Origin of the sequence: Flagellimonas sp. CMM7 (assembly GCF_021390195.1) — a bacterium.
Lineage (GTDB): Bacteria > Bacteroidota > Bacteroidia > Flavobacteriales > Flavobacteriaceae > Flagellimonas.
Genome location: NZ_CP090003.1, coordinates 2,640,767 through 2,666,920 on the forward strand (window position 1 = coordinate 2,640,767; position 26,154 = coordinate 2,666,920).

Consider the following 26,154-nt stretch of genomic DNA (forward strand, 5'->3'; position numbering starts at 1 on the left):
ATGCACGGTTTGCCATAAAAAGACCAATTACAATGGTAAATTCTTACAGAATTTAAGCCTTAGCTTGGGTCAAGAATAGCATCAATACGCTCTAACGCATCTTGTAAGTGGTATCTGCTCATTTGATCCGAAATACGACTCATACCATTCCTGATGTCTCTTTTCAAGTTGTTTAATTCAGCTCTTGCCACAGAACGAATATCAGACTGGCTGGTGTTAACTACCGTAGATTTACGGTAACCACCAAAATCTGAAAGCTTTTTCTGGTTTTCAGCCGTCATAAGATATGCCAAACGATCAATATGTGCTTTTTGAAGATTTCTTCTATAGGTATCAATGGATTTTCCACTTCTTGTCTCAGACCAAATGCCTTTACGCAAATCGCTCATCATATCTAACAAACGATATGCTTTATTTCCATTTATAGCTTCATTTTCAATAATACGAGCCATTTTGCCTAAATGAAGAATAGTATTCAAATAACGCACTTGTGTTGAACGAATCCGTTCTATGGAACCAGAGTATTGAATTTTATTAAAAATATCTTGGTCTATTAACCATTCTGGTGTTTTGAACAATTGCTCTTGCAAGAAGGTCATACAGTTTTTTTGATGTTCCTTATCCACATGGGTATAAACAGCACCTTCTTGATCGGAGGTTTTATGATATTCATAAACCCCACCAATATTATTGGAAACGTGGCCCATATATCTTCTGTATTGACCAACTACTTGACCATAAAGCGTTTCCAAATCATCATAATTCTTTCCATCTTCTGTGGTCCATTCGGCCAAATTTGGGACTATCCTTTTTAAGTTTTCTATACCATAAAGACTTGCTTTAATAGCATCATCTCCTAAGTCTTCAGTTTGCGAACTTGGGTCATGGATATCACCTATTTGTTGATGCCCAAAACGATAATTGGGGTCATTTTCATGAGCTAGAATCCAATTGCGTAAAATTGGTTTTTCTTCTTCTGCAGATACACCCAAAATAGGTTTGTAGCCCCAACGGATGGCATGTTTGTCATAGATGCCAATATTGGGCATAAGGGCAACTCCTTCATCCCCCGGTTGGGCTATATAGTTAAATCGGGCATAGTCCATAATGGAAGGAGCCGTTCCAAATTTTTGGGTAAATTTCTTTGAACGAAGAGAGTCTACGGAATAGGCAGCGCTGCTTCCCATGTTATGCGGTAATCCAAGGGTATGACCTACTTCATGCGAGGAAACAAAGCGAATTAATCTACCCATTATTTCGTCTTTAAAAGCTACGTTACGCGCTTCTGGATTAATGGCTGCGGTTTGCACAAAGTACCAATTACGCAACAAGGTCATTACATTATGGTACCAGTTAATATCAGATTCCAGTATCTCACCACTACGAGGATCGCTTACATGGGGGCCATTTGCATTTGGAATGGGAGATGCCAAATAACGAACCACAGAGTATCGTATATCTTCTGGTGACCACTCAGGATCTTCTTCTTTTGTTGGTGGGTCCTTGGCTAAGATTGCATTTTTAAACCCAGCTGCTTCAAAAGCGATTTGCCAATCTTCAATACCTTGTTTTATAAAGGGGATCCATTTTTTAGGCGTGGCGCGATCTACATAATATACAATAGGTTTTTTGGGTTCTACCAATTCACCAGCTTTGTACTTTTCAATATCTTCATCTTTTACTTCCAATTTCCAACGATCTAGATAGCGCACGGTCTTACTTTCTTGAGCATCCAGCCCATAATCTACTTGACCTCTGGCAAACCAACCTACACGTTCATCAAAATAGCGACGTTTCATGGGTTCTTCTGGCAAAAGAATCATGGAGTTATTTATTTCTATGGAAATGGAACCTAAACTTTGGTTGCTGGGTGATGCTTTGGCCAGATAGGTTTTCACATGGCGTGCTTCCAAGTTTAATGGGTAACTTTTTATAGATTCCACATAACTTCTTTCTGCGTCCAAGCGACTGACCTTATATCGTTTTCTGTAAAATTCTGGCATACCAATAGCATTAACATCTTTGGTAAACATAGGGTCAACCTCAATAACAGTGGCCGGGTTCAAAGAGTCCTTCTTATTTAATGCTTTGATGTTAAATGCAAAGAGCACAGGCTCAAAATTGGAATTGACAACGGCTTCATGAACAGGTAAAGAATCGGCAGCCACATTTCCATAAGAAACCACACGTAGCAAAACTTTTTTAGGCTTCTTTTCCCACCGGAGTACCTGGGTATTGATTTTTCCCCCGCCAAAACCAATTCCAGTTGCTGTTTTTGAAATTCTGCTCACCATTAGCATTTCGCGATTAAATAATGAATCAGGAATCTCATAATAATGTTTGTCATCTACCTGATGAACTTGAAAAAGACCTTCATCTGTCTTTGCTTCTTTGGTAATTACCTTGTCATAAGGTTGAATGTCACCTTTTTTAGGTTTGGCCTCGGCTTTTTTTTCAGTGTTTTTCTTCTTCTTTTTAAAAAGTTGGGCTTCTGTGGTCTGAAAAGTGCTAACCAAAAAAATAAGTACGAAGACTTTTGGGAGTAATTTTTGAATCATTTTAAGTCAGTTTGATATGCTCAAGGCGATCAAAGAACCTAAAAAACGCGAAAACAGACTGTTAAATAATTATTAACTCTCATTTTTTTTCTAAAGATGACCAACCTCTGGGAGTATTGCATTTTACTGATGTTTTCCGTTGAAATCCCACCTATAGCTGGGCTGAGAGAAAATAAATTTTACCTAAAAAAAACAAAAAGCTGTAACAATTTAAAATTTGGATAGTCTTATAAGCATATTACATCAATCAAAAAATTCAATCAAAAATGAACAAGTTATTAATGATTTACGGATGTGTACTCTTAGGTAGTCCCGCCGTAGCAGAAGACCAACAAAGTACTACTACTATTGTAGAAACCAAAACAGAAACAGTTAGTACGTTTGAGAACAATTTTACAGTATTGAATATCAATACTGAGTTAAGTGAGACATCTTCAAGATTTTATGGTATAACAAATGAAGAGTTCTTTGAGCTGAATTTAAACGAAATTGAGTTTGTAGAAGAAGAATCGGAAATTGATTTAGGTTTTAATACCTCCGATTACCTTCCAGAGGATTTTAATCCTTATGAAACTTATTTTGATTTGAATTCTATTATATACATCGAAGACGAAACCAATTTGAACCTAAATTTTGATGCTGGCGACTATTTACCAGCAGGTTTTAATCCTTACGCTGAAAATGTAGATGTGCATTCTATCAATTATATTGAAGATGAGGACTTAGATTTGGGTTTTAACGCGTCTGATTATCTTCCTGAAGGATTCTCACCTTATGAAGTGTATATAGATTTGAATGCCGTTCCTTACATTGAGGAAGAAGTTGATTTAAACTTGGGCTTGAATAGAGAATATTCTTTACCAGAAGGTTTTGATCCTTATACAGATTTAATAGAAGTTACGTCGATCAACTATGTTGAAGATGAAGAAATACACCTAGGTTTTGATACTGCCGAGTATCTACCGGAAAACTTTGACCCGTATACAAGGGCAAACTAAGTAAGATGTTTTAGTTTTCATTTTACAAATTTTTGAGTTAGTTAGTTATGAAAAGCCCTCACCAGAGGGCTTTTTGTATGGAGGTTGCTTTCTTTTGCCTAGTAAATTCATCGATTAAAAGTGCTTAACAAAAAAATAACATTAAAATCGATGAAGTGTAAATGTTAATAAAATGGTTTTAAAGCTATCAATCTGATAATATTTGAAGCTTTGGACTAACACTTTGCTAATTCCTGAAAGTGGGAATTGATAATTCGATGACACTACTGTTTTTGCGGGTTCGTTAACAAAAAACTAATTATAATAATCATCATTTTTTGTGGTTTTATCTTTGTTGTAAATTAAAAAACGACAGTTATGAAATACAATAATTATATATTGACAGCACTTGGGTTTGCCTTATTGACATTTAATGCAAATGCCAAATCATTAGCCACAATGGATGAAGATTTTGATATAAGCAAAGTTATTTTCATTGAAGAGGACCAGGATTGGGAACTAGGTTTTGATACCGCTAAATACCTTCCTGAAAACTTTGATCCTTACAGTGGTAATTTTTCAGTAAAAGCTATCAATTTTGTGGATGAATGTGATGAAATAGAATTAGGGTTTGAAACAGCTGGTTACTTGCCAGAAGATTTTGATGCCTATACAAAGTAAGTTAGTTTCTTACTATTTTTTTTGAGTTAGTTAGTTTGTCAAGAGCCTTTCCAATTTGGGGAGGCTCTTCTATTTTAGAATAATAGTGGTATCACAAACTGAAAGACCAGAATTAAAAGTGCTACGGAGATAAGGTTCAGAATAATGCCTACTTTGGCCATTTGAGGAACCTTTACATACCCGCTAGCAAAGACTATTGCATTGGGCGGTGTGGCCATGGGCAACATAAAGGCACAACTACTCGCAATGGTAACTGGAATTAATAAATAAAGTATCGGAATTTCAAGACCAATGGCTATTCCTGCCACAACAGGTGCCAAGACAGCAACCAGTGCCACATTGCTCATGAGCTCTGTCATAAATAGCATCAACAGAATTAAAAGTGATGCAGTCAAAAGAATACTGATATCACTACTGGCAATTGCGGTTGCCACCATATCTACAATCCCACTGGATGACATTCCTTTTGCCAATGCAAGTCCTCCTCCAAACAGTATTAAAATACCCCAAGCAAGTTGAGAGGTATCCCTCCATTGGATTATAAAATCTCCTTTTTTCAAGTTATAAGGAACAGCAAAAAGAGTTATTGCGGCAAAAATACTGATCATTGTATCTGTAAGACCAAGACCAGGGAATAAGTTATTGATCAATGTCCTAAAAATCCATAAGAAGACGGTAATACCAAAAATGACCAAGACCATTTTTTCTTTTTTAGAAGTTGGGCCTAACTTTTGAAGTTCATCATGGATTACTTCCTTGGATGCATTAAATTTTAAATCCCGGTTTGGAAACATCCATTTTACCAAGACCAAATAACTGATGCCAATCATGATTATGGAAAAAGGCAACCCAAGTGTCATCCATTTTAAAAAAGAAATCTGGGTATTATATTCATTTTCCAAAAGCCCAATGAGGATAGAATTTGGCGGAGTGCCGATCACGGTTGCTATTCCTCCCGCGTTTGCGGAGAAAGCAATGCCCAACATAACACTTAAAGCAAAATTCTGATCGTTTTTAGTAAAACCATCTTCATCATCAACCAACAAATTGATTACAGAAAGAGCAATGGGCAGCATTACCACGGTACTGGCCGTATTGCTTATCCACATGCTCAATGATGCTGTGGCAATCATAAAACCAAGAATCACTTTATTTGGTGTGGTGCCTGTTAAACGTATAATATTTAATGCTATGCGCTTGTGTAGGTTTACTTTTTCAAGCGCCAAAGCCATTACAAACCCGCCAAAGAATAGAAAAACAATGGGACTTCCATAATTGGCACCTACTTCGGCAATGGGTAATATTTTGAGTAATGGAAAAAGCAATAAAGGTAAAAGTGCGGTCACTGAAATGGAAACAGCTTCAGTTATCCACCAAATTAACATCCAGACCGCTACTGCAATAACAGGGTCACCTTTTTGAGAGACAATGTCAAACGGTAAATTGCTTAAAATAAGAAAGACAATGGGGCCAGCAATAAGGCCTACTTTTTTACTCAACTCAAAAAGTTTTAATCAGGCCTAAACTAAGACTTTTTACTAGAACAAAAAAAACCAGAAAAAGTTTCTGGTTTTTTTAAAACTATAAATGATTAAAATTTCCACGGAACGTTTAATTATTTTACAACAGAATAAACCCGAATTTCCGGTTCTGCAGCTAATAATGGCGCTAACTCACCAACAATATCCTTGGAAAACAGCTCAGTTGATAAATAAGCTTTGGCACTCTCTACTGTTTCAAAACCATGCAAGACTTGAACATCGTTTTCCCTTATTAAAAGTTGCTTTGATACAGCTCCTTTTATGGATTCCAAAAAAGGGTTTTTGTATTTTGAATAAACTCCTGAGGCAGCGTCTCTATTTTTTTCTTCAATGGTCAATGTGATTTCTAAAAATGCATTGGTACCCATTAGAACTATTTTCTCTTTTTCATTTGTATTCATCGCTAGTGTATCTTCTGCAGGCGATGGTTCTTGTTTTACTTTTGAATTACATCCGGCAATGAGTATCATTACTGCTACTGTTTTTAAAATTGTTTTCATATGAAGTTGTTTTTAGTACTTCAAAGATATTGTCGAGCTATATGCCGAAATAGTTCAAAACATACTTTAAGTGGTAAAAACGGGAGAAAGAAAAACGTGAAGTTTTCGCAGTACTATTGTCTATATCTACTAGGAGATTCTAAAACGTGTCTTTTAAAATATTTTATAAAGTACGAAGGATCATCAAAGCCAACGCGATACGCCACTTCTCCTATTTGTAAGGAAGTAAATCTTAGTAACCGCTTTGCCTCTAAAATTACTCGTTCTGATATGATTTGAGATGGGGGTTTATTTGCAATGGTCTTGGTAATTGTGGTCAATGTTTTAGAAGAAATATGAAGTAAATTGGCATAATTACTTACTGAAAAACCATTCTTATAATTTTCTTCTATAAGTTCTTTGAACTTAAAAAATTGAAGCTCATAAGGACTGGTAAATTCCAATTTCCCGTTTAAGTCTTCCAGATGAGCACGTTCAAGGTTTATTAATAGACATTTCAGTAAAAACCGAACAATATCTTCAAAGCCAAAACGGCTTCTTTTATCAAGTTCATTTAAAATCAAAGCCATATGATTTTTAGCCGTTTCTGTAGCTTCAAAATCCATGGCATAACATGGACTTTGCTGTGCTTTAAAGATGTTGTATTTCAAAAAAATGTCAACATCGGTATGCATAAAAAAACTCTCATTAAAATGAATAAGCCAACCAGGAACATCTAGATTATCATCAAAATAGTGGATTTGATCTTTGGAGATAAATAGAATGGTATTTTCATTGATATCATACGTTTTAAAATCTACCGTATGTGTTCCTCCTTTGTTAAAAAACCATATGATCTGATAATAGCTATGTGAATGCGGAGTAGCTGCTTTTTCAACATTTTTGATTCGGTACTCTTTAAGATCATATACCTCAAACTGCAGTTTTTTTGGATTTGCTTTATGCAGATGGTATTGCGCTATTTTTGTTGAATTATCCTTCACGTGTATAAAGTGCTATTTCCTCTAAAATTAAACCAATTCTTTGTGTAATAATTTATTAGCCGTGTTTAATCCACTATGGACGGCACCATCTAAGTAGCCGCCATACACAGGAGATGTTTCAGTACCAGAGAGTAACAATTTTCCATTGCAATGCCATTGGTTATAGAGCCCATGCCCATATTGGGGACTCATATATACGGACTTTAAGTTTTCACAAGATGTTCGTCGGTCTTTTGACCAGTCCTTTTCAAAATACGCTATATGGTTTTTAACCTCTTCGCCCAAATATTTTTCCAGATAACTTAAAATTCTTTCTTTTCTTACTTCCGGCCTAGTATCCCTTAATCCTTCATTTACAAAACCCATGAGCGCAAAGGTATTCTCCTGATGGTTACAATGATCATACAATTCTATAACGGGCCCTACTTGCCCTATAACGGTGCCTGAAAAGTCATTTTCTTTCCAAAATGGTTTGTTGAACAACATACCTATTTTAATGGCATTGCTCATCCAGGTATGGGTAGATTTCATTGTTTGAAGCAGATTCTCTGGTAACTCTGGGCTAAAATCGATTCCTGATGCCAGTTTGGGTGGTATGGTAATGATAACTTTCTCTGCAGAATATGTTTTATCCTCAGTTGTTAAGGTAAGAACATCTTGGTCTTCACTAATATTAGTAACTATTGAATTGAGATGAATTTTACCGTCTAATACGCTAGCAAGCTTGTTGATGATAGCAATGGAACCACCAACAATTCGATATGCCGATGGTCCATTATGTTGACTTTCAAAATAGTGCGCGGGAGCCATGGTATTGTACACCAGTACACTTTTACCCTTACTATACTGTTCAAACCTGCTAACGGATAAAGCATCTAGCAGTTTAGCTAAATTGACGTGGTGGTCTTGAAACCAGGTTGCTCCCAAATCGATACCATCTTTGGTGTGGATTCTACCTCCAATTCTATCTCTTGCCTCTAAAATGATAAAATCCTTCTCACCATTTTTAATTAGTGAATAAGCTGTGGTCAAACCAGATAACCCAGCTCCTACAATGATATATTTTGAATGTATTGTTTTCAAAAAGACAAATTTAATTTCTTCCAGACATTACACCACCATCGATATCCCAAATAGCACCAGTGACCCAAGAAGCTTTGTCAGAAAGTAGGAATGAAATGGTATTGGCCACATCTTCTGCACGACCATTTCTACCAATTGGATGGAATGCATGAAAATTTTGAAGTGCATCATTTGCCTCCTGCTTGCCTCCGAACACACTGTCATAGACCGGTGTTTCAACTACTGCTGGCGATACTGCATTTACACGAATTTTGTGATCAGCCAACTCCATGGCCAAATGTTGTGTTAAACTATGCAATCCTGCCTTTTGCATAGAATATGCTGAGGAAGGAGTTGCTTTCACAGATTGTTTGGCCCACATAGAACCTACATTTACGATAGCACCACCTTCGGTTGCCGCCATTTTTTTCGCAGCAGCTTGGGTGATGAAAAAGAAACCTCTATTTAAATCTAAGTATGAATCATAATCGGATTCAGTATGGTCTAAAAACGCCTTTGGTCCAAAAATACCTGAAGCGTTTACCAAATAATCTAGATTGTCCCAGCTAGCAATATCACTTTGTAAAGCATCTACTTGGGCTGTATTGGTAATATCTACCCTATGGGTTATCAAGTCGTCATTGGTTTCACTTTTAAAGGAATTCAATTTAGTGTCATTAGTACCAACTACGTGAACTTTAACACCTTGGCTTAAAAGGTTTTGTGCGGTTGCTTTCCCGATTCCGCTGCTGCCTCCTATAATTAATGCTCTTTTCTTCATTTTAATTTGATTTTTAATAATTATGACGCAAAGTTATATCACCCTCATGGGGCGTTTAAGCCATAAAAAGAGAACAAATGGTAATTTTGGGAAGCAGTTTATCATTCATAAAAAAACCTTCCGGTTAAGGAAGGTTTTTTGATAAACTAAACTTGACTAATTCAAAACCTATATCGGACTATAGGCTTAATCTTAAACGAGCAAAAAGAAAACGGCCGCTATATCCAAATTGAGATGTTCTTCTTGAATATACAAACTGGTCACCCGAAGTACCACCTTCTCTATTTTCATCTGGGTAAACATCAAAAAGGTTATTGGCCCCGACAGTTAGTGATAGGTTTTCCGTAAATGTCTTGGTTATAGTAAGGTCGGTCACCAATTTTCCTGCGTAAATAGCATCATCGCTAACGGTGGTACCAGAAACACGGGCATCCCCATTAAAATCATCAGGATCGGTGACTTCTCCGAAGTATACATTTCTTAGTAGAAAATCCCAAGAATTTAATGAGACGAGATTGGTTAGATTCAATTTTGTTCTGGGTTGTGCCAAGGTCAAAAATGCCTCTTCTTGACCATCAAAGAAAGACCCGCTCAATCCCGCATTTTCTATAAGTTCTGGTACAAAAATGTTTTCAACTTCTGTTTTGTTGAACGTAGCTGCCAAATCATTTTTTAATATAGCATCGCCCAAATTGGTTTTGTGGGAAAGGACAATATCCAAACCTGAAGATTTGGTATCAATCGCATTTACAAAGAACCTAGCGCTAGTGGCGCCAGCAGATTCAAAAATTGCTGTAAGTTCAGGATCACCGCCATTCCCAAAGCTTCCGCTATACACAATACGATCGTCAATATAAATTAGATATCCATCAACCGTAATTGAAAAGTCTCCGAAATTACCTGTTAGTCCAGCACTAAAACTATTGGAAGTTTCTTCTCTTAACTTATCAATTCCAATAAGAGTAGCTGCTCTACTGTCATTGGTAAAAGTCCCTTGCTCAAAAGGAACGTTATCGACGAACACGGTGCTTGTTCTGCTAAAAAATTGTTGGTGCAAAGAAGGTGCCCTAAAACCAGAGCTGCTTGCCGCTCTTAACGCCAGATTTTCTGTAAGTTTTAATCTTGTGGCCAATTTATAGTTGAAGGTGCTCCCAAAATCTGAGTAGTTTTCATATCTACCTGCTAAACTTAGCAACCAGTTTTCGGTAAAATCTGCTTCAAAATCAGCATAAAGAGAAATATTGTTCCTGAATTTTTCTGTTGCGTTACCAGGATCATATCCACGAAAAACTTGAGAACCTCCACCTAATGGTGAACCTGTAAAGTTATTTCTTACCAATTGATCGTCTGGTGTAACACTGTTTACGGGATTTCCGTTGATATCATAACTGGTATAAGAAGACTCTTCCCCTGCTATAATCTCGTACTTTTCAACCTTGTATTCCGCACCAAAAGCAACGTTAAATCCTTCGAAAATATCTTCGTGGAACCTACTGAAATCCAGGTTAGTTGTGTTCTGTGTAAATCCTAATCCACCTGCATCAAAGCTACGTGGAGTTGCAACCCCGAGTGTTCCGTTACTTGAATTTCCTACGGTAATATCAAATGTATTTCTACCGTATGTATTTGAAAAGTCAACATCCCATTCATTTACCTTTCCTTTAATCCCCATAGCAATGGATTGATCTATTATATCTGTTCCAATGTTAGGTAAGAACCCATTGGGAAATGCCGGAGTGTTTGCACGTCCATCACCTTGCGCAGGTCTTCTGTAGAACCCAGAAGCCAGCCCTTGACGATAACTTATGCCTCCAAAACCATAAACCTCTGTAGTTTCTGAAACAGGGATAGAAAGGTTTGCAAAGAATTTCCCTTCTCTTAGTCTTGATGTGCCTACTTTAAACCTGAAATCTTCTCTTGTAAGTCCACGTGCAGATAGTTCAGCCTCATCAGCGTCAAAACCTAATAGTCCACGAAAGGTGTCAATATCAGTTGCATCGTTTAGATCAAGACCTGCAATTTGATCCTTCACTCCTTGGTCTAGATAACCAATGCCCTGTGCAGCATTTGCATAATCTTGTAAGCTCATATCAGCTACCGTTCCTCCTCCAGCAGCAAAAACGCGTTCTGCACCATGAAATCCTTGAAAAATATCTCCTGCATAATCTTTGTTTCTTAATGCAGGTTCTCTGGTGGATAACGAACCAGTAAAATTAATATAGCCGCGATCTCCAATAGGAAGCCCAAAATTGGCATCTAACTGAAACTTTTCTCCATCACTTCCTCCTTCAAATTGATTACTGTTTTCACTAAAATTTGCTCCAGAGGTCAACGAAAGGTCTAGCTTACCGGTCGATTTTTTAAGCACTATATTGATGACGCCGGCAATGGCATCTGAACCATATTGAGCGGCCGCTCCATCTCTAAGCACCTCAATACGCTGTATGGCAGCTATTGGAATTGCGTTCATGTCAGTTCCCACGCTTCCTGCCCCAACGGTTCCGTTAACATTTATTAGAGCGGTGTTATGTCTTCTTTTTCCATTGATCAATACCAATACTTGGTCTGGACCTAAACCACGAAGCGAAGCGGGATCTATATGATCTGTACCATCTGATACAGTCTGTGATTGAGAAGTGAAAGAAGGTGCAACATAGTTCAATATTTCATTTACACTAACCTGTGGTCCTTGATTAGCAATGGTGGCTACATCAATTACATCTACTGGAACAGTAGTTTCAGTCGCTGTTCTATTAGGGTTTCTAGACCCTACTACGACCACATCATCCAATTGAGCGGCGTCTTCCGCAAGAACTATGTTGATGGTAGATTGCCCGTTCAATGGGACTTCAGTTGTCTTAAAACCAAGGTATGAGACGACCAGAACAGCATTTTCATCATCAACTTCCAGTATAAAATTTCCATCAAAATCCGCTTGTGAACCATTTGTGGTTCCTTTGACCAAGACATTTGCTCCGGGCAATGGGTTGCCGTCACCGTCTTTAACCGACCCATTTACCTGCCGCTGGTCATTTATAGGGTCGATAGCGCTTTTGTCCAACGATAGTTTTTTGAGAACAATTTGATTTCCATTTATGGAATAGTCTAAACTTTCTTGTTCCGATAGCCTATCCAAAACAGTGAATATCTTTTCATCTGATGCAGTCAATGAAGTTTTTTTATCATCGTTGATTTCATTCACGTTATAGAAGAAATTGTAGCCAGATTGTTTTTTTATCTCATTTAAAATATCCTTTAAAGGAACATTTTCAAATTCAAAATGGACTTTCCTCTGTGAGTAAGCGTCACTAGCAGTGAGCTGACAAATAATAAATAAAGTGAGAAAAAAACTTAACTTCATTTTTAAGGTCAATTTTGTGCTGGCCACCAAGAAAAAAGGTGACTTGAAAACCATGCTTTTTTTCATAATTTTGAGTGTTTGATTGTTAGTAATAATTCTTGTTAGCGATCTACAATTGGGGGAGGTGCTGCAACACCTTCCCTTTCTATTTTGATATGGTGATTATGTTGTTTTCTATTTCATAAGTAAAAGGTGTGCTAGAAGCTATTGTATTTAAAATAGTTTCAATACGTTCGTTCTGAAACTCTCCCATGAATATCTCATTGTTCAAGCTTTCTGCATTATTGATTATTGAAACATTATGTGCCCTTTCAAGTTTTCGCAGTATTTGTTCAAATGACAGATTGTCTATGATCAATCTATTTTCCATCCAACTCGTGAAGGTGCGCACGTCGACCTTCTGTTTTGTCAAAGTGCCGTTCTCTTTGGCAAATGCTGCCTGATAACTTGGACTAAGAAGGATTTTTGTGTCAGGATTGGAGTTCTCATAAACATTAACGGAACCCTCTACCAATGTGGTGGAGATTTCACCATCCGATTTATAGGCAGATACGTTGAACTGCGTTCCCAAAACCTTAATATCTAGGTTTTCCGCATTAACAATAAAAGGTCTTTTTTCATCTTTGGTGACATCAAAAAATGCTTCACCTTCCAAATAAACCATACGATTTTGAGCGGATGTATTTAAGTTTTTTGGAAACCGTAACCTAGATCCGGAATTTAGCCAAACCTTTGTTCCATCAGAAAGTGTTATCCTGAATTTTTGACCATAAGGGATATAAACTTCGTTGAAAACTATATTATCATCAGATGGATTTGCTATTTGACTAAAATCCAAACCTGTTGATTCTTTTTCTGCTATGACATTACCTTTTTTGTCTGTAAGTACCTTCCTGTTATCCGCAGCTATTACTTGTTGCGTTCCATCTGCAAGGGTAATCACAATTTGATTGGCTAGACTATTTGTCAGCGTTGATTCAGAATCACCTTTATTGTTAAATTGGGAGACGTATATAAAGCTTACAGTAGCTAAGAGGCCTATAAAAAGAGCTGCATAACGAACCAAGTGAAGCTTTTTCCTTCTTACGACTCTGCCCTTGTCCACAGCAATCATGAATTCCTTAAAAGCATCTTTTCCATCAAAGTGATGGTGCAAATTATTTTCCGACCTATTTTTTATCTCTTTTTTAAAAGCGCTTAGGTTTTCCTTATTGGCTAGCACCCACTTTTTTAATCGTTTTCTTTCGTTAGCGGAAATAGTTCGGTTTAAAAATTTCTCAATTAAATCTTGCATTTTTGATAGTCTTACATCTCTATGATACGAATTTGATAAAAAACCCCTACTTTTTTTATAAATTTTATACTTTAGCCTATATTTTTTTATGATGAACGAAAAAATACTGGTAGCAAATTTGAAGAAGGGCGACGTAGATGCCTATGAGTATTTGTTCAATGAATACTATGATTGGCTGTGTAATTATATCTTTAAACTAAGCGGTAATAGAAGCCTTTCCAAGGACATTGTTCAAGAGACAATGATTAAGATTTGGGAAAAGAAACATCAGATAACTATTCGAGAATCGCTTAAGGCATATCTCTTTAAATCATGTCATAATCAATTTTTACTTCAACTAAGAAAGGACAAAAAGAAACCGGATCTTTTAGATAGGATTCGATGGGAGACGATTTACGATAGCTATTTTGAACTTAAGGAAGATGATGATCTTATAAGAGCTAGCTATAACAAACTGGAAGAACTCATTGACAAGCTGCCGCCAAAATGCAAGGAGATTTTTATCATGAACAAGTTGGAGCGCAGAAAGTATAGGGAAATTGCGGAGGATATGGGCATTTCCATCAAAACTGTGGAGAACCAAATGTCCAAGGCCTTACGGATAATTAGAGAGAATGCTTCGGTTCTTTTGTTTTGATATTATCTAATTACCAATTCTCTTTTTCAAGTAGTGTTAATCACACAAAATGTATTGCTTACACCGCTGCGGGTGTTACTATGCCATCTTTAGAACGACCTAGCTTAATATTTACCAATATCTCATGCAAAGTTTCAGTGGCAAGCCCATGAAGCACAAGACGATATGCGGCGGTATATGTGGAAGTTGGTACCATGGGGTGCTTGTTGTTAACTAGCCCTAAATGTCCTGGTGTTCCCAATATTTGGGTGGTATAAATTGCAACGGTCTCGTCTAATTGCAAGGAATTTGAAGCTCTTACAAAATCATTTGCAGTGAGAAAGAGTTGGTAAAAGGGGGTAAACAATTCTATTGCAGATCTAAGGTCAAGGACGTTTGTCCATTTCTTTGGAAATTCAATATGCTTAAACTGATTTTCAGAAACCATACTTAGATTTAATGTATCCTGCTTTTGTAGTACCAATCCTTTTTCTTTCAATTCACTGTTTAGCTTAATTACAAAATTGTACAGGTTTAAATCATGATTTAGGAAAAGATCATCTTTAACGTCATTAAAATCATAAGGTTTTAAAGGACTTGTGGTAACTTGAATTCCGTCTACATTTTTGGCAACAAACTCCAATATTTCGCTTCCTGCATGAAAATGACGAAAAATCAATAGATTGGCATCAGGGCTAACAAAACGTTTTAATCCCCATGCCAAAATTCTATGGAGGGCCTTGGAAGAATTAAAGAATTTTGGAAAGAAAAACTTAAAAATGTGGATGAAGAACATTGATATTTTTGACCAAAATTTAATGAACGGAAGCAGATATCTGGTTGATCTGCTGTTATTGTCCCGCATTAGGGCCTGCTTGGTCAAATTATTAATTGGGATACTACTGTCCAGATACATTGCCAGCCAAGGATTGGGGTCTCTGGTATCATGATTTTTTATGTCAAATTGATTATCCATGTCTGTAAATTAGTAATTACCCAGCTCTTTTAACTGTAAATGATATAATAGTGCTGTAGTTTTTGCTGTTTTGGCAATTTGCCTTGCCAGTTCCATATTCATTAATGGGTGATTCAAGGCCTCTTCTAAATGATGAAAATGGTTTTCATCTGCCACACCATGATAGGTTAAAAATGAAACCTGGTTGTCTTCAAGTTTAAGTTGGTCCTGAATTAGGTTTCCCCAATACCCAGCAAGCCGTTTTCCAATGCCTTCTATAATAAACATTGCCCCTAACAGGTCAATAGGATTTGGACTACTTGCCCTCTGAAACATGAAGGAGGACAAAGCCGCACTTCCAATATTTTTTTCTCCAAGCTGAATTTTTTCCAAGGACTCTCCAAGTGCCACATAGTTTTTTTCCAAGAGCTGAAAGTCTTTGTGTTCAGTAGCCGTATGTTTTATAAAAGCAGACCTAAGCTCAAATATGGAAATATCAATATTGGATGCTGCTCTAGAAATCCATTGAGAGCCATCAATAACCTGTTGTCTTAGATCAAACAAAAGTAATTTGTAGTTTTCAATACTAAGAGTTCCTTGATGAATCTGCTTAACAATGGGAATTTCCAATAGTTTGTTTTCAAAATCAATCCAAATTTGAGTCAATTGTCTAACCAACCATTCCGATGTTGGATTCCTGTTTATATTAAGACCTGGAGCCTCTACTTTTCTAATTGAATATTTGGGAGCTATTTTTTTTGAGCTCCCAACTACTTTGAGTTTCATGAAAGAAGTTATAAACCTGCCGCTTTCCGGAACCATACATATAACGGTATCGCCCTCCTTCAAATTACCAGAGTACATCAATTCTTCAAGCATTATAAACATGGATGCTGAACCCGTATTGCCTTTACTGGTTAAGTTGCTAAACCATTTTTCTTCTGGAATGTTGGCCCCACCCTTTTTTAAAAGATCTATTATGGGCTGTTTAAAATAAAGGGACGAGTAATGGCAGCAAAACCAATCAATTTCCTCCGTAATTATTTTCCCTTGATCAATTAAGTTAAAATAGTGAGATACGCCCACTTCAATAACTTTGTTTAAAAGTCTGGTATTTTGTTTTAAATTAATTGCACCATCTTTTGAAGCAGTCTCATAGTCAGGATAATCTAGCCATCCGTTTACATGATTATCATTACCCATGGAACCAACATACATACATAGTGGGTTCTCATTTGCGTAGGATTTTATGTCTACCCATTCTATCTGTAAAGAAAGCCCTTTGGTATTTGGTTTATTTTCCAGAACCATTGCACCGGCACCATCGGATAGCATCCATCTTAAAAAATCAGTATCAAAAGGGATGGATTTTTGTTCTTGCCCTTCAAATCTTGATGCTTTAAAAAGCCTACTGGCAAACTCACTTCCAACGCAAAGTGCATTTTCTTTTTCATTTGCTTTAATTTGAGAATAAGCACTTTTAATGGCCATCATTCCACTTGCGCATACACTTTGAAAACTTGCTAGCTCACAATGGGCAGTATCGAGTTCTGCATGCACCAAACTGGCAAAACCTGGTACAGGGAGGTCACCTTGGGTAGTACCTGCGGAAATCATTTGCACATCTTGATTAAGTACGCTACTTTTTTTAAGAGCGGCTTTACATGCCATTGCGGCTAATTGGGCATTGGAGTGGGTGCTTTTCTGATTTTCATCCAAGGCATAGTACCTATTCTCAATTCCATTCTGACTTAGGATTCTTGATTTGACCCTACTTGCCTTACCATGTATTTTCCCCAGATAATCTTCCATTTCTTTATTGGAAATTGGATTGTTTGGCAGATAAACTCCTAGGGCATTGATATAAACCTCCTCCATAAATTTGATGATGAATCTTATGACAAGATAGAGCTATTGCATAAAACAAAAAGAGTTTGTTCAGTAGTCTTCACAATTCTACTGCTACCTTCTGTAATTGATGGTCTTTTTGTCTTTTAGCAAATATGAAGCAAAATTATTTCATCGTAATTCTAAAAAATCTATAGCGTTTTTATAATAAATCTTGTGGAGAATTTCTTTTGAAAGTTGTAATCCTTGTGTTTTTTGGCCACGTATAACCAAAGAGTCGGAACTGCTTAGATAGCGCCATAACTTATTATAGCTTTCATCAAGATTCATTTCCTCTTCTTTGAGTTCATCTGGGGACATTATATTTTCGGGAGTAGCATTGCCATAATCTGAACCGAATAGTATTCTGTCTTGATACTTTTCAAAAAACGCCCTTACTTTTTTAGAGTCTTGGTTGGCTAAATCCCCAAATCTGGCAGCAGGTTCCACATACATATTTGAAAACCTGTCAAGGCGTTCACTAACCATCTCAACATCGTGGGACATACTTCCTAAATGGGCACACAGAATTTTTAAATCTGGATTGTTTTCAATCCATTTGTCCCTTGCACTGATAATGGTTTCGTACGAAGGTATTTCGGGAAACTTGTAGGCGTGGTATTGTGGATTGTTTTTATAATATCCGTAGTGCGGGTTGTTAGGATCTAATGGCCTCCAGGCTTGTTCTGGTTCCCCTATATGTGCCATTACTGGGATATTTTTTTGCTTCAGAAAATCCCAAATGGGTTGCAAGCGCGAATCATCTATTTGAATGTAATGTCCAGAGCTGTCTTTGGTCACCATCCCAAAGTTCTTCCAAACCTTGACCATTCTTGCACCAGAATCGATTTCTCTTTTTAATTGTTGGATTGCTTGTTCCACAAAATCGGGAGAATCTATTCCTACACCGATTAATGAGGAGCAGAGAAAAAACAAATCAGGATGTTTTTGGGCGTGAGTCAAATAAGAATCCCAGCTTCTAACGATTCCCGTGGAGTCTTTAATGGAAACATCGACTAGAACAGATTGCATATTCCATTTTTGATGTAGTACAGGAAGGTATTCTCTGGAATACTTATAGTGTGAATGCACATCAATTTTTTTAATGGATTGTTTATCATTTACAAGTTCTGAAGTTTCTTTTGAAGCATCATTTTCAGAATTCGTTTTACAGGAAGAAACTATAATTAAAGAAGTTAAAAGCCAAACACCAATTTTCATGACAAGATGGTTTATTTGCCTTTAAATTAATGAATTATGGCGCTTGTTTTCCTTTTTGTAAAGAAAATGGAACTAATTCTTAATTCTGGAAATTAAGCCAGCATCTGTTTTTTGTACTTCAAAGAGTCCCAGTTTTGCCAAATTTTTAGAGCTCTTATCCCATTTTTTACCACTGAGACCTGCTTTTTCCTTAAGCTCTATCAAAGGCATTTCACCGATAGGTTTAAGAATGTCCATGATAGTTTTTTCTTCTTCCGTAAGTTCCACAGCTTTTTTTTCTGGACGCATTTGCGGAAAGAACAATACCTCTTGTATGGATGAATTATTGGTCATCAACATGACCAAACGATCTATTCCTATTCCAATACCTGAAGTGGGAGGCATTCCGTATTCAAGCGCACGCAAAAAATCCTGATCAATGAACATGGCTTCGTCATCTCCTTTTTCAGAAAGTTTCAATTGATCTTCAAAACGTTCACGTTGATCAATGGGGTCGTTTAACTCAGAGTAAGCGTTTGCCAGTTCCTTGCCATTTACCATGAGTTCAAAACGCTCGGTAAGTGCCGGATTGGTGCGGTGTTCTTTGGTCAATGGACTCATTTCTTTAGGATAGTCTGTGATAAAAGTGGGTTGCACATAAAAGTGTTCACATTTCTCTCCAAAAATCTCATCTATTAGTTTACCCACACCCATGGTTTCATCAACCTCTAGCCCTAGTTTTTGAGCAACTTCTCTCAGCTGAACTTCATTCATGCCAGCTACATCATAACCGGTATGTATTTTAATGGCTTCCAAAATAGGAACACGGGCATAAGGCGCTTTAAATTCAATTTCATTTTCCCCAACAGTAATTTTAGTACTTCCATTGGCGTCAATGGCTATTTTTTCCAATAACTGCTCTGTGGTATCCATCATCCAGTTATAGTCTTTATATGCCACATAGAGCTCCATTACGGTAAACTCAGGATTATGGGTACGATCCATTCCTTCATTTCTGAAATCTTTGGAAAATTCATACACCCCATCAAAACCACCAACAATCAATCTTTTAAGATATAGTTCATTGGCAATTCTCAAATACAAGGGAATATTCAATGCATTGTGATGCGTTAAAAATGGCCGCGCCGCAGCTCCACCGGGAATGGGTTGCAAAATAGGGGTCTCTACCTCTAAATACCCTTTTTCATTGTAAAACTCACGAATACTGTTTGTGATTTTTGTACGCTTGATGAAAGTCTCCTTAACAGATGGGTTTACCACCAAATCCACATAACGCTGGCGATAACGCATTTCAGGATCATTGAACTCATCATATACGTTACCATCGGCATCTTTTTTAGGCAAAGGCAATGGTCTCAACGCTTTGCTCAATAAGCTAAATTTTTTGACCATAACGGTCTTCTCTCCTACTTGTGTGGTAAAAAGCTCACCTTCAACACCAATAATATCACCAATGTCCAATAACTTTTTGTAGACATCGTTGTAAAGGGTTTTGTCTTCCCCAGGACAGATTTCATCTCTATTGAAATAAACTTGAATTCGCCCTTCACTATCTTGCAATTCAGCAAAGGAAGCTTTGCCTTGAATTCTTCTGGACATCAATCTACCGGAAATCACTACCTGTTTACTTTCTTCAAAGTCACTTTTGATGCTCTTAGAAGTAGCATCAACTGGATATAACGCAGCAGGGTAGGGGTTAATTCCCATTTCCCTGAGCTTAGATAATTTTTCCCTTCGAACGATTTCCTGTTCCGATAGTTGCATAGTCTATAAAAAATTAAAGCGCAAAATTACACTTTTGCGCTTTAATTCCTTACTTGCTCTTGCTTAATGTGGCATAATTAGGGGTGTATGGTTTCCCGCTTACGATTTGAACCATGTCTTCTTCCAAAGATTCAATGGGAGTTTCCACTATTCTATTTACTTCTTTACCGTCTTTAAAGAAAACCATTGTGGGCACTTTTATGATATTTAGACCTTTTTCTTCCCCAGTTGGACTGGTCTTTACAAACCCCTTCCTACGATCAAGAGCGATGATTTCCAATTTGCTCATTGGAAAGTTGGCAGTTTCTAATATTTTAATGATTCTAGGTACTTCTCTCTTGCTATCACCGCACCATGTGCCTAGGAACAATTTAATTTGATGGCGCTTTAGTGGTTTTTTAATAGCCTTGATCAAAGTTTCATCAACATCATAAGATTGATGGCCTTGTTGGAACCAAGCTTGATACGTTTCTGAATTTAGACCATCAAGGTTAATTTTTCCCAACAAGAATTTTTTGCCATTTTCTAAGGTAATTTCCTTGTTAAATTCTTGGGAGAAAATCAGAGAGGAACTAATAAATAATGCCGTTACTAAAATTGATTTCATAATTCTCGGTTTTTAAGTTTAGAACCGAAAATTCAATAAAATCAATTGGCAATTGGGTTTTGTATAGATGGAAATTGGGACTAGACCCTAGGTGGATTTTTTAAAATATGGGTATTTTCATTCAATATCCTTTCGTGATTCAAGATTAAGCTTTTTGTAGATACTGTTGATATGGGTTTTTACCGTGCTTAAACTTATAAAAAGTGAAGAAGCAATTTCCTTGTTGGTTTTTCCTTTACGCATTGCATCAAAAATTTTGAGTTCTTGAGATGTCAAAATCTTTGGAGCCAATTTGTCAATTTTTCTTTTACGGTTTTTTATAACATGGTAACCCGATTGGAGAATTAATAGGCCCAACAAGAGGTATGCAAAATAACTTATAGGTAAGTTGTTTCCATCTTTCGATTCCTTTTCAATTATAAGTTTATCTGCTCGGTGTTCATTTTCATATTGTTTTGTAAATGATGCATTGGGATATTTATTTAGAAGTCGAATCCAAAGTTTGGAGTAATAGGTATTCGATTCTAGATCTACCATATAGTAATCATGTGTCTCATTCTTTCTATCCGATAAAAAGTCATAGATATACAATTCAGCCAATGGTTCATCCGACTTTTCTGCAAAATCCTGTAATATATTGAACCATTTTTTTGAATTAAGGGAAGTACTCGATTCGCTAGTGTAATCCATGAATTCAAATATCATTTCTTCTTTTAGCGCATCAATATCCAGAAAAATGGATGACTTGGAATTGGTTGAAGTAATAGTGCATAATGCTTGGTTCTCGAATGATGTGGGAAACTGAAGGGTATCTTTATTGTTTGCAATAAAAAGCACACTTTCACTATTGTCGCATTGTCCTAAAAAATGGTTGGCTTTTAGCTCATCTGAACATCCGTCCAAATGAAGTTGGTATACTCGGTTGTCTGCCAAAAGATTATTTCCTTCAAATTGAAAATACCCTAAGGAGTCCACTAAAGTTTTTTGGATGATTTGATCTAGATAGATCCGTGAGGATTTTCTATAATCTTCTATCAATGATAGATATATTACCCTGCCTTCATTTTCTTTGGATACTTGCCCTGAGAAATGATATTGCCCCAGCCCGGTAAAAGCGTTTAGAAGAATAAAAAGAAATATGAAAATCCGCATGTTACTTTTGTAAAGTGGTTAAATTTAATGGTTTTGTGTAACAAATCCAGCAAATAGGATACCTATAAGTATCATCAATCAAAATCAAATCAATGAGTTTTTGGAGAGTTTTATTGGCTATTATTTTCCCCCCTTTGTCGGTCATCGGAAAAGGTTGTGGTTCTTTTGTTATTGTATTACTTTTAACCCTCTGTGGATGGGTGCCGGGCATTATTGGAGCACTTGTCATACTAAACAACACTAACTAAAAGTAACCACATGAAAAGAATCCAAATCATGTTATGGACAGTTGTAATTGTCCTAACCTCGTCATGCAATTTTACAGAAGAAATTTTTTTAAAGGAAGATGGTTCAGGAAAATTGTCTATCAATTTTGACGGATCAGAGCTTATGGAAATGGCGGGCGAAGAAATGATGAAGAGCAATGAAAAAGCTATTGATTCCTTAATTTCATTTAAAGATATGTTGGAGGAAAAAAAGGATAGTATAGCTGCTTTATCACCAGAAGAACAGGCCAAATTAAGGAGATTGGAACCTTTTAATATGCATATGGTGATGAATCCTGAAGAAAAGTTGATGAAGTTTGACTTATTCAGTGAATTCAAAAATGTAAATGAGGTCAATGATGCATTTAATGCTTTTCAAGGAGCAAGTGCATTGGGTCCAAATAGTGGAGAAGGAAAACCATCCCCAATGGGTATGCAGGAACCTACCACGGAAGTCAAATATGCTTTTTCAAAGAATACTTTTTCAAGAAAAGCTAAAATCCTTGACGAAGAATTGTTTCAACAAGGATTGGACAGTCTGGCAGGGGCCGAAATGTTTCTTTCAGGATCTACCTATACCTTAAAATATCATTTTCCGAGAAAGGTGAAATCCACAAATATTGAGGGCGCCACTTTTAGTGCCGATGGTAAGACACTTTTCTATGAAGTTGGGTTTATGGATTTGATGAAAGATCCATCTTCGTTAGACCTAGAGGTAGAGTTGGAGAACTAGGTTACAGCTAAAGGTCTTTGTATCTTTGCGGGATGAACAAGAAAGTTATCTTGCAGGATTTAGGTTTAAAAGATTACAAGGAAACTTGGGATTACCAAGAAGCTCTTTTTAAGGGAATAGTTGATGTAAAAATCAAAAATAGAAGAGAGCAGACCAATATTGAAACGCCTAATTACTTTCTTTATGTAGAGCATCCGCATGTATATACCTTGGGCAAAAGCGGAGATATGAATAACCTCTTGGTCAATGAAGCTCAGCTCAAAGAAAAAGAAGCCACTTTTTATAAAATTAATAGGGGAGGAGACATTACCTATCATGGTCCAGGGCAAATAGTGGGCTATCCTATATTGGATTTAGATAATTTCTTTACGGATATTCACAAATATCTTCGCTTTTTAGAAGAAATAGTGATTTTGACCTTAGCAGAATATGGATTAAAAGCTGAGCGTTCTGATGGCGAAACGGGGGTGTGGTTGGATGTTGGAACACCCTTTGCACGAAAAATTTGTGCTATGGGTGTGCGAGCCAGTAGATGGGTCACTATGCATGGCTTTGCTTTAAATGTAAATACAGATTTAGGTTATTTTGATTTAATGATTCCCTGTGGAATAAAAGACAAAGCCGTTACTTCTTTAAACGTTGAATTGGGCCAAAAAGAAGTAGATGTGGAAGAAGTAAAACAAAAACTCCTCAGACACTTTGAGGAGCTTTTTGAGGCAAAGTTGGTAAAAGAAAAAAACCCGGTGTAGAGCCGAGGTTTTGATGATTATCAATAGTCTAGATCAAAATAATCCATTACTTCCTCATAAGGCATTTTAGAGAAATCAGGATGACTGTTCTTTTCAGTTACGGTAGCAGGAATGATTACGTATCTAAACGAATCAAATCTGTTAAAAACTACGTCACTACCAGTTTCATTATACCCTTCAAAAAAAATGTTGCCTATGCCAAAAGTAAAGTTGTAGATTATCCCTGAAACAGTATCTGGTAGATTTACAATAAAAGTGTCTTGACGTCCATAGGCTAATATGGCGGAAGAATCAATAACATCTTGTGTAAATCTTGGGTCATCTACTCCGAAGCCATCCGAAAATGACTGTGGATCGTTAGAAAATCCTGAAGGAATCCATTCTGAAGCCATAACATTGGCATTGCCATCTTCACCATCAGCTCCATTTATCCCATCAATACCAGCTGGACCTTGTGGTCCAACAGCTCCGTCCATGCCATCTTCTGCACTACAAGAAATTAATACAATAGCTAATAGAGATAATATTGAATACTTAGAAAATCGCTTTAAATTTTTCATGATTATGAGTTTTAAATTATTTGTTTGCTTATTAGCAAGGTCAATAGAAAAAGGTCAACATTTTATTCTTAAAATGGTGTTACCAATATCTCTACCCTTCTGTTTTTTGCTCTGTTTTCATCACTATCATTAGCGACAATAGGTCTGGATTCCCCATAGCCTTTTTCTTTCCATTTGAACTCCGGGCTATCCAAAACAGTTTTTAATTCCGCCATTACACTGGCTGCCCGGTTCTTCGATAGGGTTTTATTATTGGCCTCATTGCCAACATCGTCAGTATGGCCTTCAACGATTATGGTGCCTTTCGTTAAATTTTTCATTTGTAAGGCAAGCTCCCGTATGGCTTTTTTGCCTTCTTCCTTCAGCGTATGGGAACCGGTTTCAAACAAGACCGCGCTATCCAAGTTTAATCTAAGAGCGCCGCCAATGGCTGCGACAGCATCAATATCTGCACCTGGCACATCGCTCCATGTATCCAAATCTGTGAACCGAACATACTTGATAACCTCACCCGGATTTACAAAATCTTTGATATCTACAAATGCTGTCCCTCCTTTTATTTGCCCTACGGTAATCCAGTTTTTTCCGTCAGAAGAGATTTCTAGGTTGGTAGGTTCTATAATACCTATTTCGAATACATAGATATCGGGTCCGTTGACGTCAATGATAGCATTGTCAACGAATTCAAGAATCAATACTCCATTTACGCCTAAGCTACATACAGTTTGTGTATAGTTAGAACTGTAAGTTCCATAGTTTGGCTCCCCCAGACTTTTCTTTGATGACACTGCCTTTTTGGCCCCTTTACCCGGCTTAAATAAAACATCATTATCAGCAAAGGAAAGCTCGCCCAAAGGAAGAAATACAAATTCCCCTTTTTCAGAGAGGTATGTTTGGCCAACACCAGTGTTACTGCCATACCAACCTGGATTTTTTTTGTAAAATTCATTCTCGGCATTTTTAGCACTTTTAATAAACTTTTGGGCTTGTTTTTTTCGACTTTCAACAAGGGGTGCCATGCTATGTTGAAAACTTTCAGTTGCATTGCCACTGGTCAAATGATTTTCAACTTTTTTAAGTGAACTTCCTTCTAACAGCTCTTTTGCTTCAGTGGTAGATTTAAGTTTAGCCCATCTGGGGGTTTCCTTCATCATCTTTACTTCATCATCTGTAACATTCAACAGTTGGGCCAGTTGCTTCTCATCCATTTTTAAGGATTCTAAAAAGAGTTCTTTGTTTTCAACGGCGGTGTTTACAATTTTTCCAAATTCGGTCTGTTGGATTAAGTGTTCTACATAGCTTGGTTCTGCCATACCATCAGCTCTAAGAACTTCTTTGGGTATCTTATTAATGGCGTAACGAATCCTGGCATCAAGGCTATCTTTTCTTTTTTGCACATTATCGGTTTTTTGAAATAAATCATATAGGTCTGATATATCGTGACCTCGCCGTTCTTTTTCTTGTAATTTGTCAAGAAATGAATGGGCGTTTTTAATTAGTAATTCTGCCTCTTCACCATTTGCATTTTTCTCTTTTTCAAGAGCTATCATTTTTGTCCTTAGGTCAATTAGACGGTCAGCCTCATTCTCATCAAGGTCAAAGACCATTAAAATCATTGACTTTAGTGAGTTCATATCCATTTTCTCAAGGGCTGATTTTTCTTTCTTTCCAGCTTCTTTATTTTCCTCTTGGGAAGGGATTTTATGGGACTTATTAAAATTTTCTTCACTCAGATTTTCATAAGATGTAATTTCTTCATCAGTTTTACCCAAGTATTTAAGGGAGTCTGATGCTGCTTTAGGTTTTTCTATTGTTCCATCTTTGAAATCCTTGGTTTCGTTTTTACAGGAAAAAACTAGAACAAAAAGGGCAAATAAATATGAGTGGGTCAGTTTTTTCATGATAT

22 protein-coding genes are annotated in these 26,154 nt (G+C 36.8%); 6 read left to right on the forward strand and 16 right to left on the reverse strand.

Annotated elements, in window-relative coordinates:
* Positions 1-59: 59 nt before the first annotated feature.
* A complete protein-coding gene (locus LV704_RS11975; RefSeq protein ID WP_163419811.1) occupies positions 60-2,558 on the reverse strand; it encodes a zinc-dependent metalloprotease in 2,499 nt (832 codons plus the stop codon).
* A 266-nt stretch (positions 2,559-2,824) separates the two neighbouring features.
* On the opposite strand from LV704_RS11975, the gene LV704_RS11980 reads away from it, so the two are divergent.
* Positions 2,825-3,556 carry a hypothetical protein gene (locus LV704_RS11980; protein ID WP_163419810.1) on the forward strand — a complete coding sequence of 244 codons (732 nt, stop codon included), beginning with the start codon at positions 2,825-2,827 and terminating at the stop codon, positions 3,554-3,556.
* 357 nt (positions 3,557-3,913) lie between these two features.
* On the forward strand, positions 3,914-4,216 hold the full coding sequence (locus LV704_RS11985; RefSeq protein WP_163419809.1) for a hypothetical protein: 303 nt from the start codon (positions 3,914-3,916) through the stop codon (positions 4,214-4,216).
* Between the two features lie 74 nt (positions 4,217-4,290).
* Here the strand turns inward: LV704_RS11985 and LV704_RS11990 are convergent, their stop codons facing one another.
* The 7 genes from LV704_RS11990 to LV704_RS12020 all read right to left on the reverse strand — a co-directional run bounded on the left by LV704_RS11990 (position 4,291) and on the right by LV704_RS12020 (position 13,738).
* Positions 4,291-5,715, reverse strand: coding sequence for a DASS family sodium-coupled anion symporter (locus tag LV704_RS11990; protein ID WP_163419808.1), 1,425 nt, complete (start codon positions 5,713-5,715; stop codon positions 4,291-4,293).
* Positions 5,716-5,831: 116 nt separating this feature from the next.
* The gene (locus tag LV704_RS11995; RefSeq protein ID WP_233782034.1) at positions 5,832-6,257 is read right to left on the reverse strand and encodes a hypothetical protein; all 426 of its coding nucleotides are present in this window, start codon (positions 6,255-6,257) and stop codon (positions 5,832-5,834) included.
* 113 nt (positions 6,258-6,370) lie between these two features.
* Positions 6,371-7,240: an AraC family transcriptional regulator gene (locus LV704_RS12000; RefSeq protein WP_163419807.1), complete on the reverse strand. Its 870-nt coding sequence runs from the start codon at positions 7,238-7,240 to the stop codon at positions 6,371-6,373.
* A gap of 27 nt (positions 7,241-7,267) precedes the next feature.
* On the reverse strand, positions 7,268-8,323 hold the full coding sequence (locus tag LV704_RS12005) for an NAD(P)/FAD-dependent oxidoreductase (RefSeq protein ID WP_163419806.1): 1,056 nt from the start codon (positions 8,321-8,323) through the stop codon (positions 7,268-7,270).
* Positions 8,324-8,333: 10 nt separating this feature from the next.
* Positions 8,334-9,083, reverse strand: a complete 750-nt coding sequence (locus tag LV704_RS12010; protein ID WP_163419805.1) for an SDR family NAD(P)-dependent oxidoreductase — start codon at positions 9,081-9,083, stop codon at positions 8,334-8,336.
* A gap of 178 nt (positions 9,084-9,261) precedes the next feature.
* Entirely contained in the window at positions 9,262-12,510 is a 3,249-nt protein-coding gene (locus tag LV704_RS12015; RefSeq protein WP_233782035.1) for a TonB-dependent receptor domain-containing protein, read from the reverse strand.
* Positions 12,511-12,589: 79 nt separating this feature from the next.
* The gene (locus tag LV704_RS12020; protein WP_163419804.1) at positions 12,590-13,738 is read right to left on the reverse strand and encodes a FecR family protein; all 1,149 of its coding nucleotides are present in this window, start codon (positions 13,736-13,738) and stop codon (positions 12,590-12,592) included.
* Positions 13,739-13,826: 88 nt separating this feature from the next.
* Here LV704_RS12020 and LV704_RS12025 point away from each other — a divergent pair, with 88 nt between their 5' ends.
* Complete coding sequence (locus tag LV704_RS12025; protein WP_233782036.1) at positions 13,827-14,375, forward strand: RNA polymerase sigma factor; 549 nt, start codon at positions 13,827-13,829, stop codon at positions 14,373-14,375.
* A gap of 58 nt (positions 14,376-14,433) precedes the next feature.
* Here the strand turns inward: LV704_RS12025 and LV704_RS12030 are convergent, their stop codons facing one another.
* From LV704_RS12030 to LV704_RS12055, 6 genes are all read right to left on the reverse strand, one after another.
* Entirely contained in the window at positions 14,434-15,330 is an 897-nt protein-coding gene (locus LV704_RS12030) for a hypothetical protein (protein WP_163419803.1), read from the reverse strand.
* 9 nt (positions 15,331-15,339) lie between these two features.
* Complete coding sequence (locus LV704_RS12035) at positions 15,340-17,187, reverse strand: 3-oxoacyl-[acyl-carrier-protein] synthase III C-terminal domain-containing protein (protein WP_163419802.1); 1,848 nt, start codon at positions 17,185-17,187, stop codon at positions 15,340-15,342.
* 141 nt (positions 17,188-17,328) lie between these two features.
* On the reverse strand, positions 17,329-18,417 hold the full coding sequence (locus LV704_RS12040; protein WP_163419801.1) for an amidohydrolase family protein: 1,089 nt from the start codon (positions 18,415-18,417) through the stop codon (positions 17,329-17,331).
* Between the two features lie 72 nt (positions 18,418-18,489).
* On the reverse strand, positions 18,490-20,181 hold the full coding sequence (lysS, locus tag LV704_RS12045; protein ID WP_163419800.1) for a lysine--tRNA ligase: 1,692 nt from the start codon (positions 20,179-20,181) through the stop codon (positions 18,490-18,492).
* Positions 20,182-20,230: 49 nt separating this feature from the next.
* Positions 20,231-20,788 carry a thioredoxin family protein gene (locus tag LV704_RS12050; RefSeq protein ID WP_163419799.1) on the reverse strand — a complete coding sequence of 186 codons (558 nt, stop codon included), beginning with the start codon at positions 20,786-20,788 and terminating at the stop codon, positions 20,231-20,233.
* A 117-nt stretch (positions 20,789-20,905) separates the two neighbouring features.
* Positions 20,906-21,940 (reverse strand): response regulator transcription factor, encoded by a 1,035-nt coding sequence (locus LV704_RS12055; RefSeq protein WP_163419798.1) that lies wholly within the window; start codon positions 21,938-21,940, stop codon positions 20,906-20,908.
* Positions 21,941-22,032: 92 nt separating this feature from the next.
* Here LV704_RS12055 and LV704_RS12060 point away from each other — a divergent pair, with 92 nt between their 5' ends.
* Genes LV704_RS12060 through lipB form a run of 3 tightly spaced genes read left to right on the forward strand, consistent with a single transcriptional unit; the run spans position 22,033 to position 23,688 of the window.
* Positions 22,033-22,188, forward strand: a complete 156-nt coding sequence (locus LV704_RS12060; protein ID WP_082433465.1) for a YqaE/Pmp3 family membrane protein — start codon at positions 22,033-22,035, stop codon at positions 22,186-22,188.
* A gap of 10 nt (positions 22,189-22,198) precedes the next feature.
* On the forward strand, positions 22,199-22,939 hold the full coding sequence (locus LV704_RS12065) for a hypothetical protein (RefSeq protein ID WP_163419797.1): 741 nt from the start codon (positions 22,199-22,201) through the stop codon (positions 22,937-22,939).
* 32 nt (positions 22,940-22,971) lie between these two features.
* Entirely contained in the window at positions 22,972-23,688 is a 717-nt protein-coding gene (lipB, locus tag LV704_RS12070) for a lipoyl(octanoyl) transferase LipB (RefSeq protein ID WP_163419796.1), read from the forward strand.
* Between the two features lie 20 nt (positions 23,689-23,708).
* Here the strand turns inward: lipB and LV704_RS12075 are convergent, their stop codons facing one another.
* Both LV704_RS12075 and LV704_RS12080 read right to left on the reverse strand, forming a co-directional pair.
* A complete protein-coding gene (locus tag LV704_RS12075) occupies positions 23,709-24,248 on the reverse strand; it encodes a collagen-like protein (RefSeq protein WP_163419795.1) in 540 nt (179 codons plus the stop codon).
* Between the two features lie 68 nt (positions 24,249-24,316).
* Positions 24,317-26,149 (reverse strand): OmpA family protein, encoded by a 1,833-nt coding sequence (locus tag LV704_RS12080; protein ID WP_163419794.1) that lies wholly within the window; start codon positions 26,147-26,149, stop codon positions 24,317-24,319.
* Between the last annotated feature and the right edge of the window lie 5 nt (positions 26,150-26,154).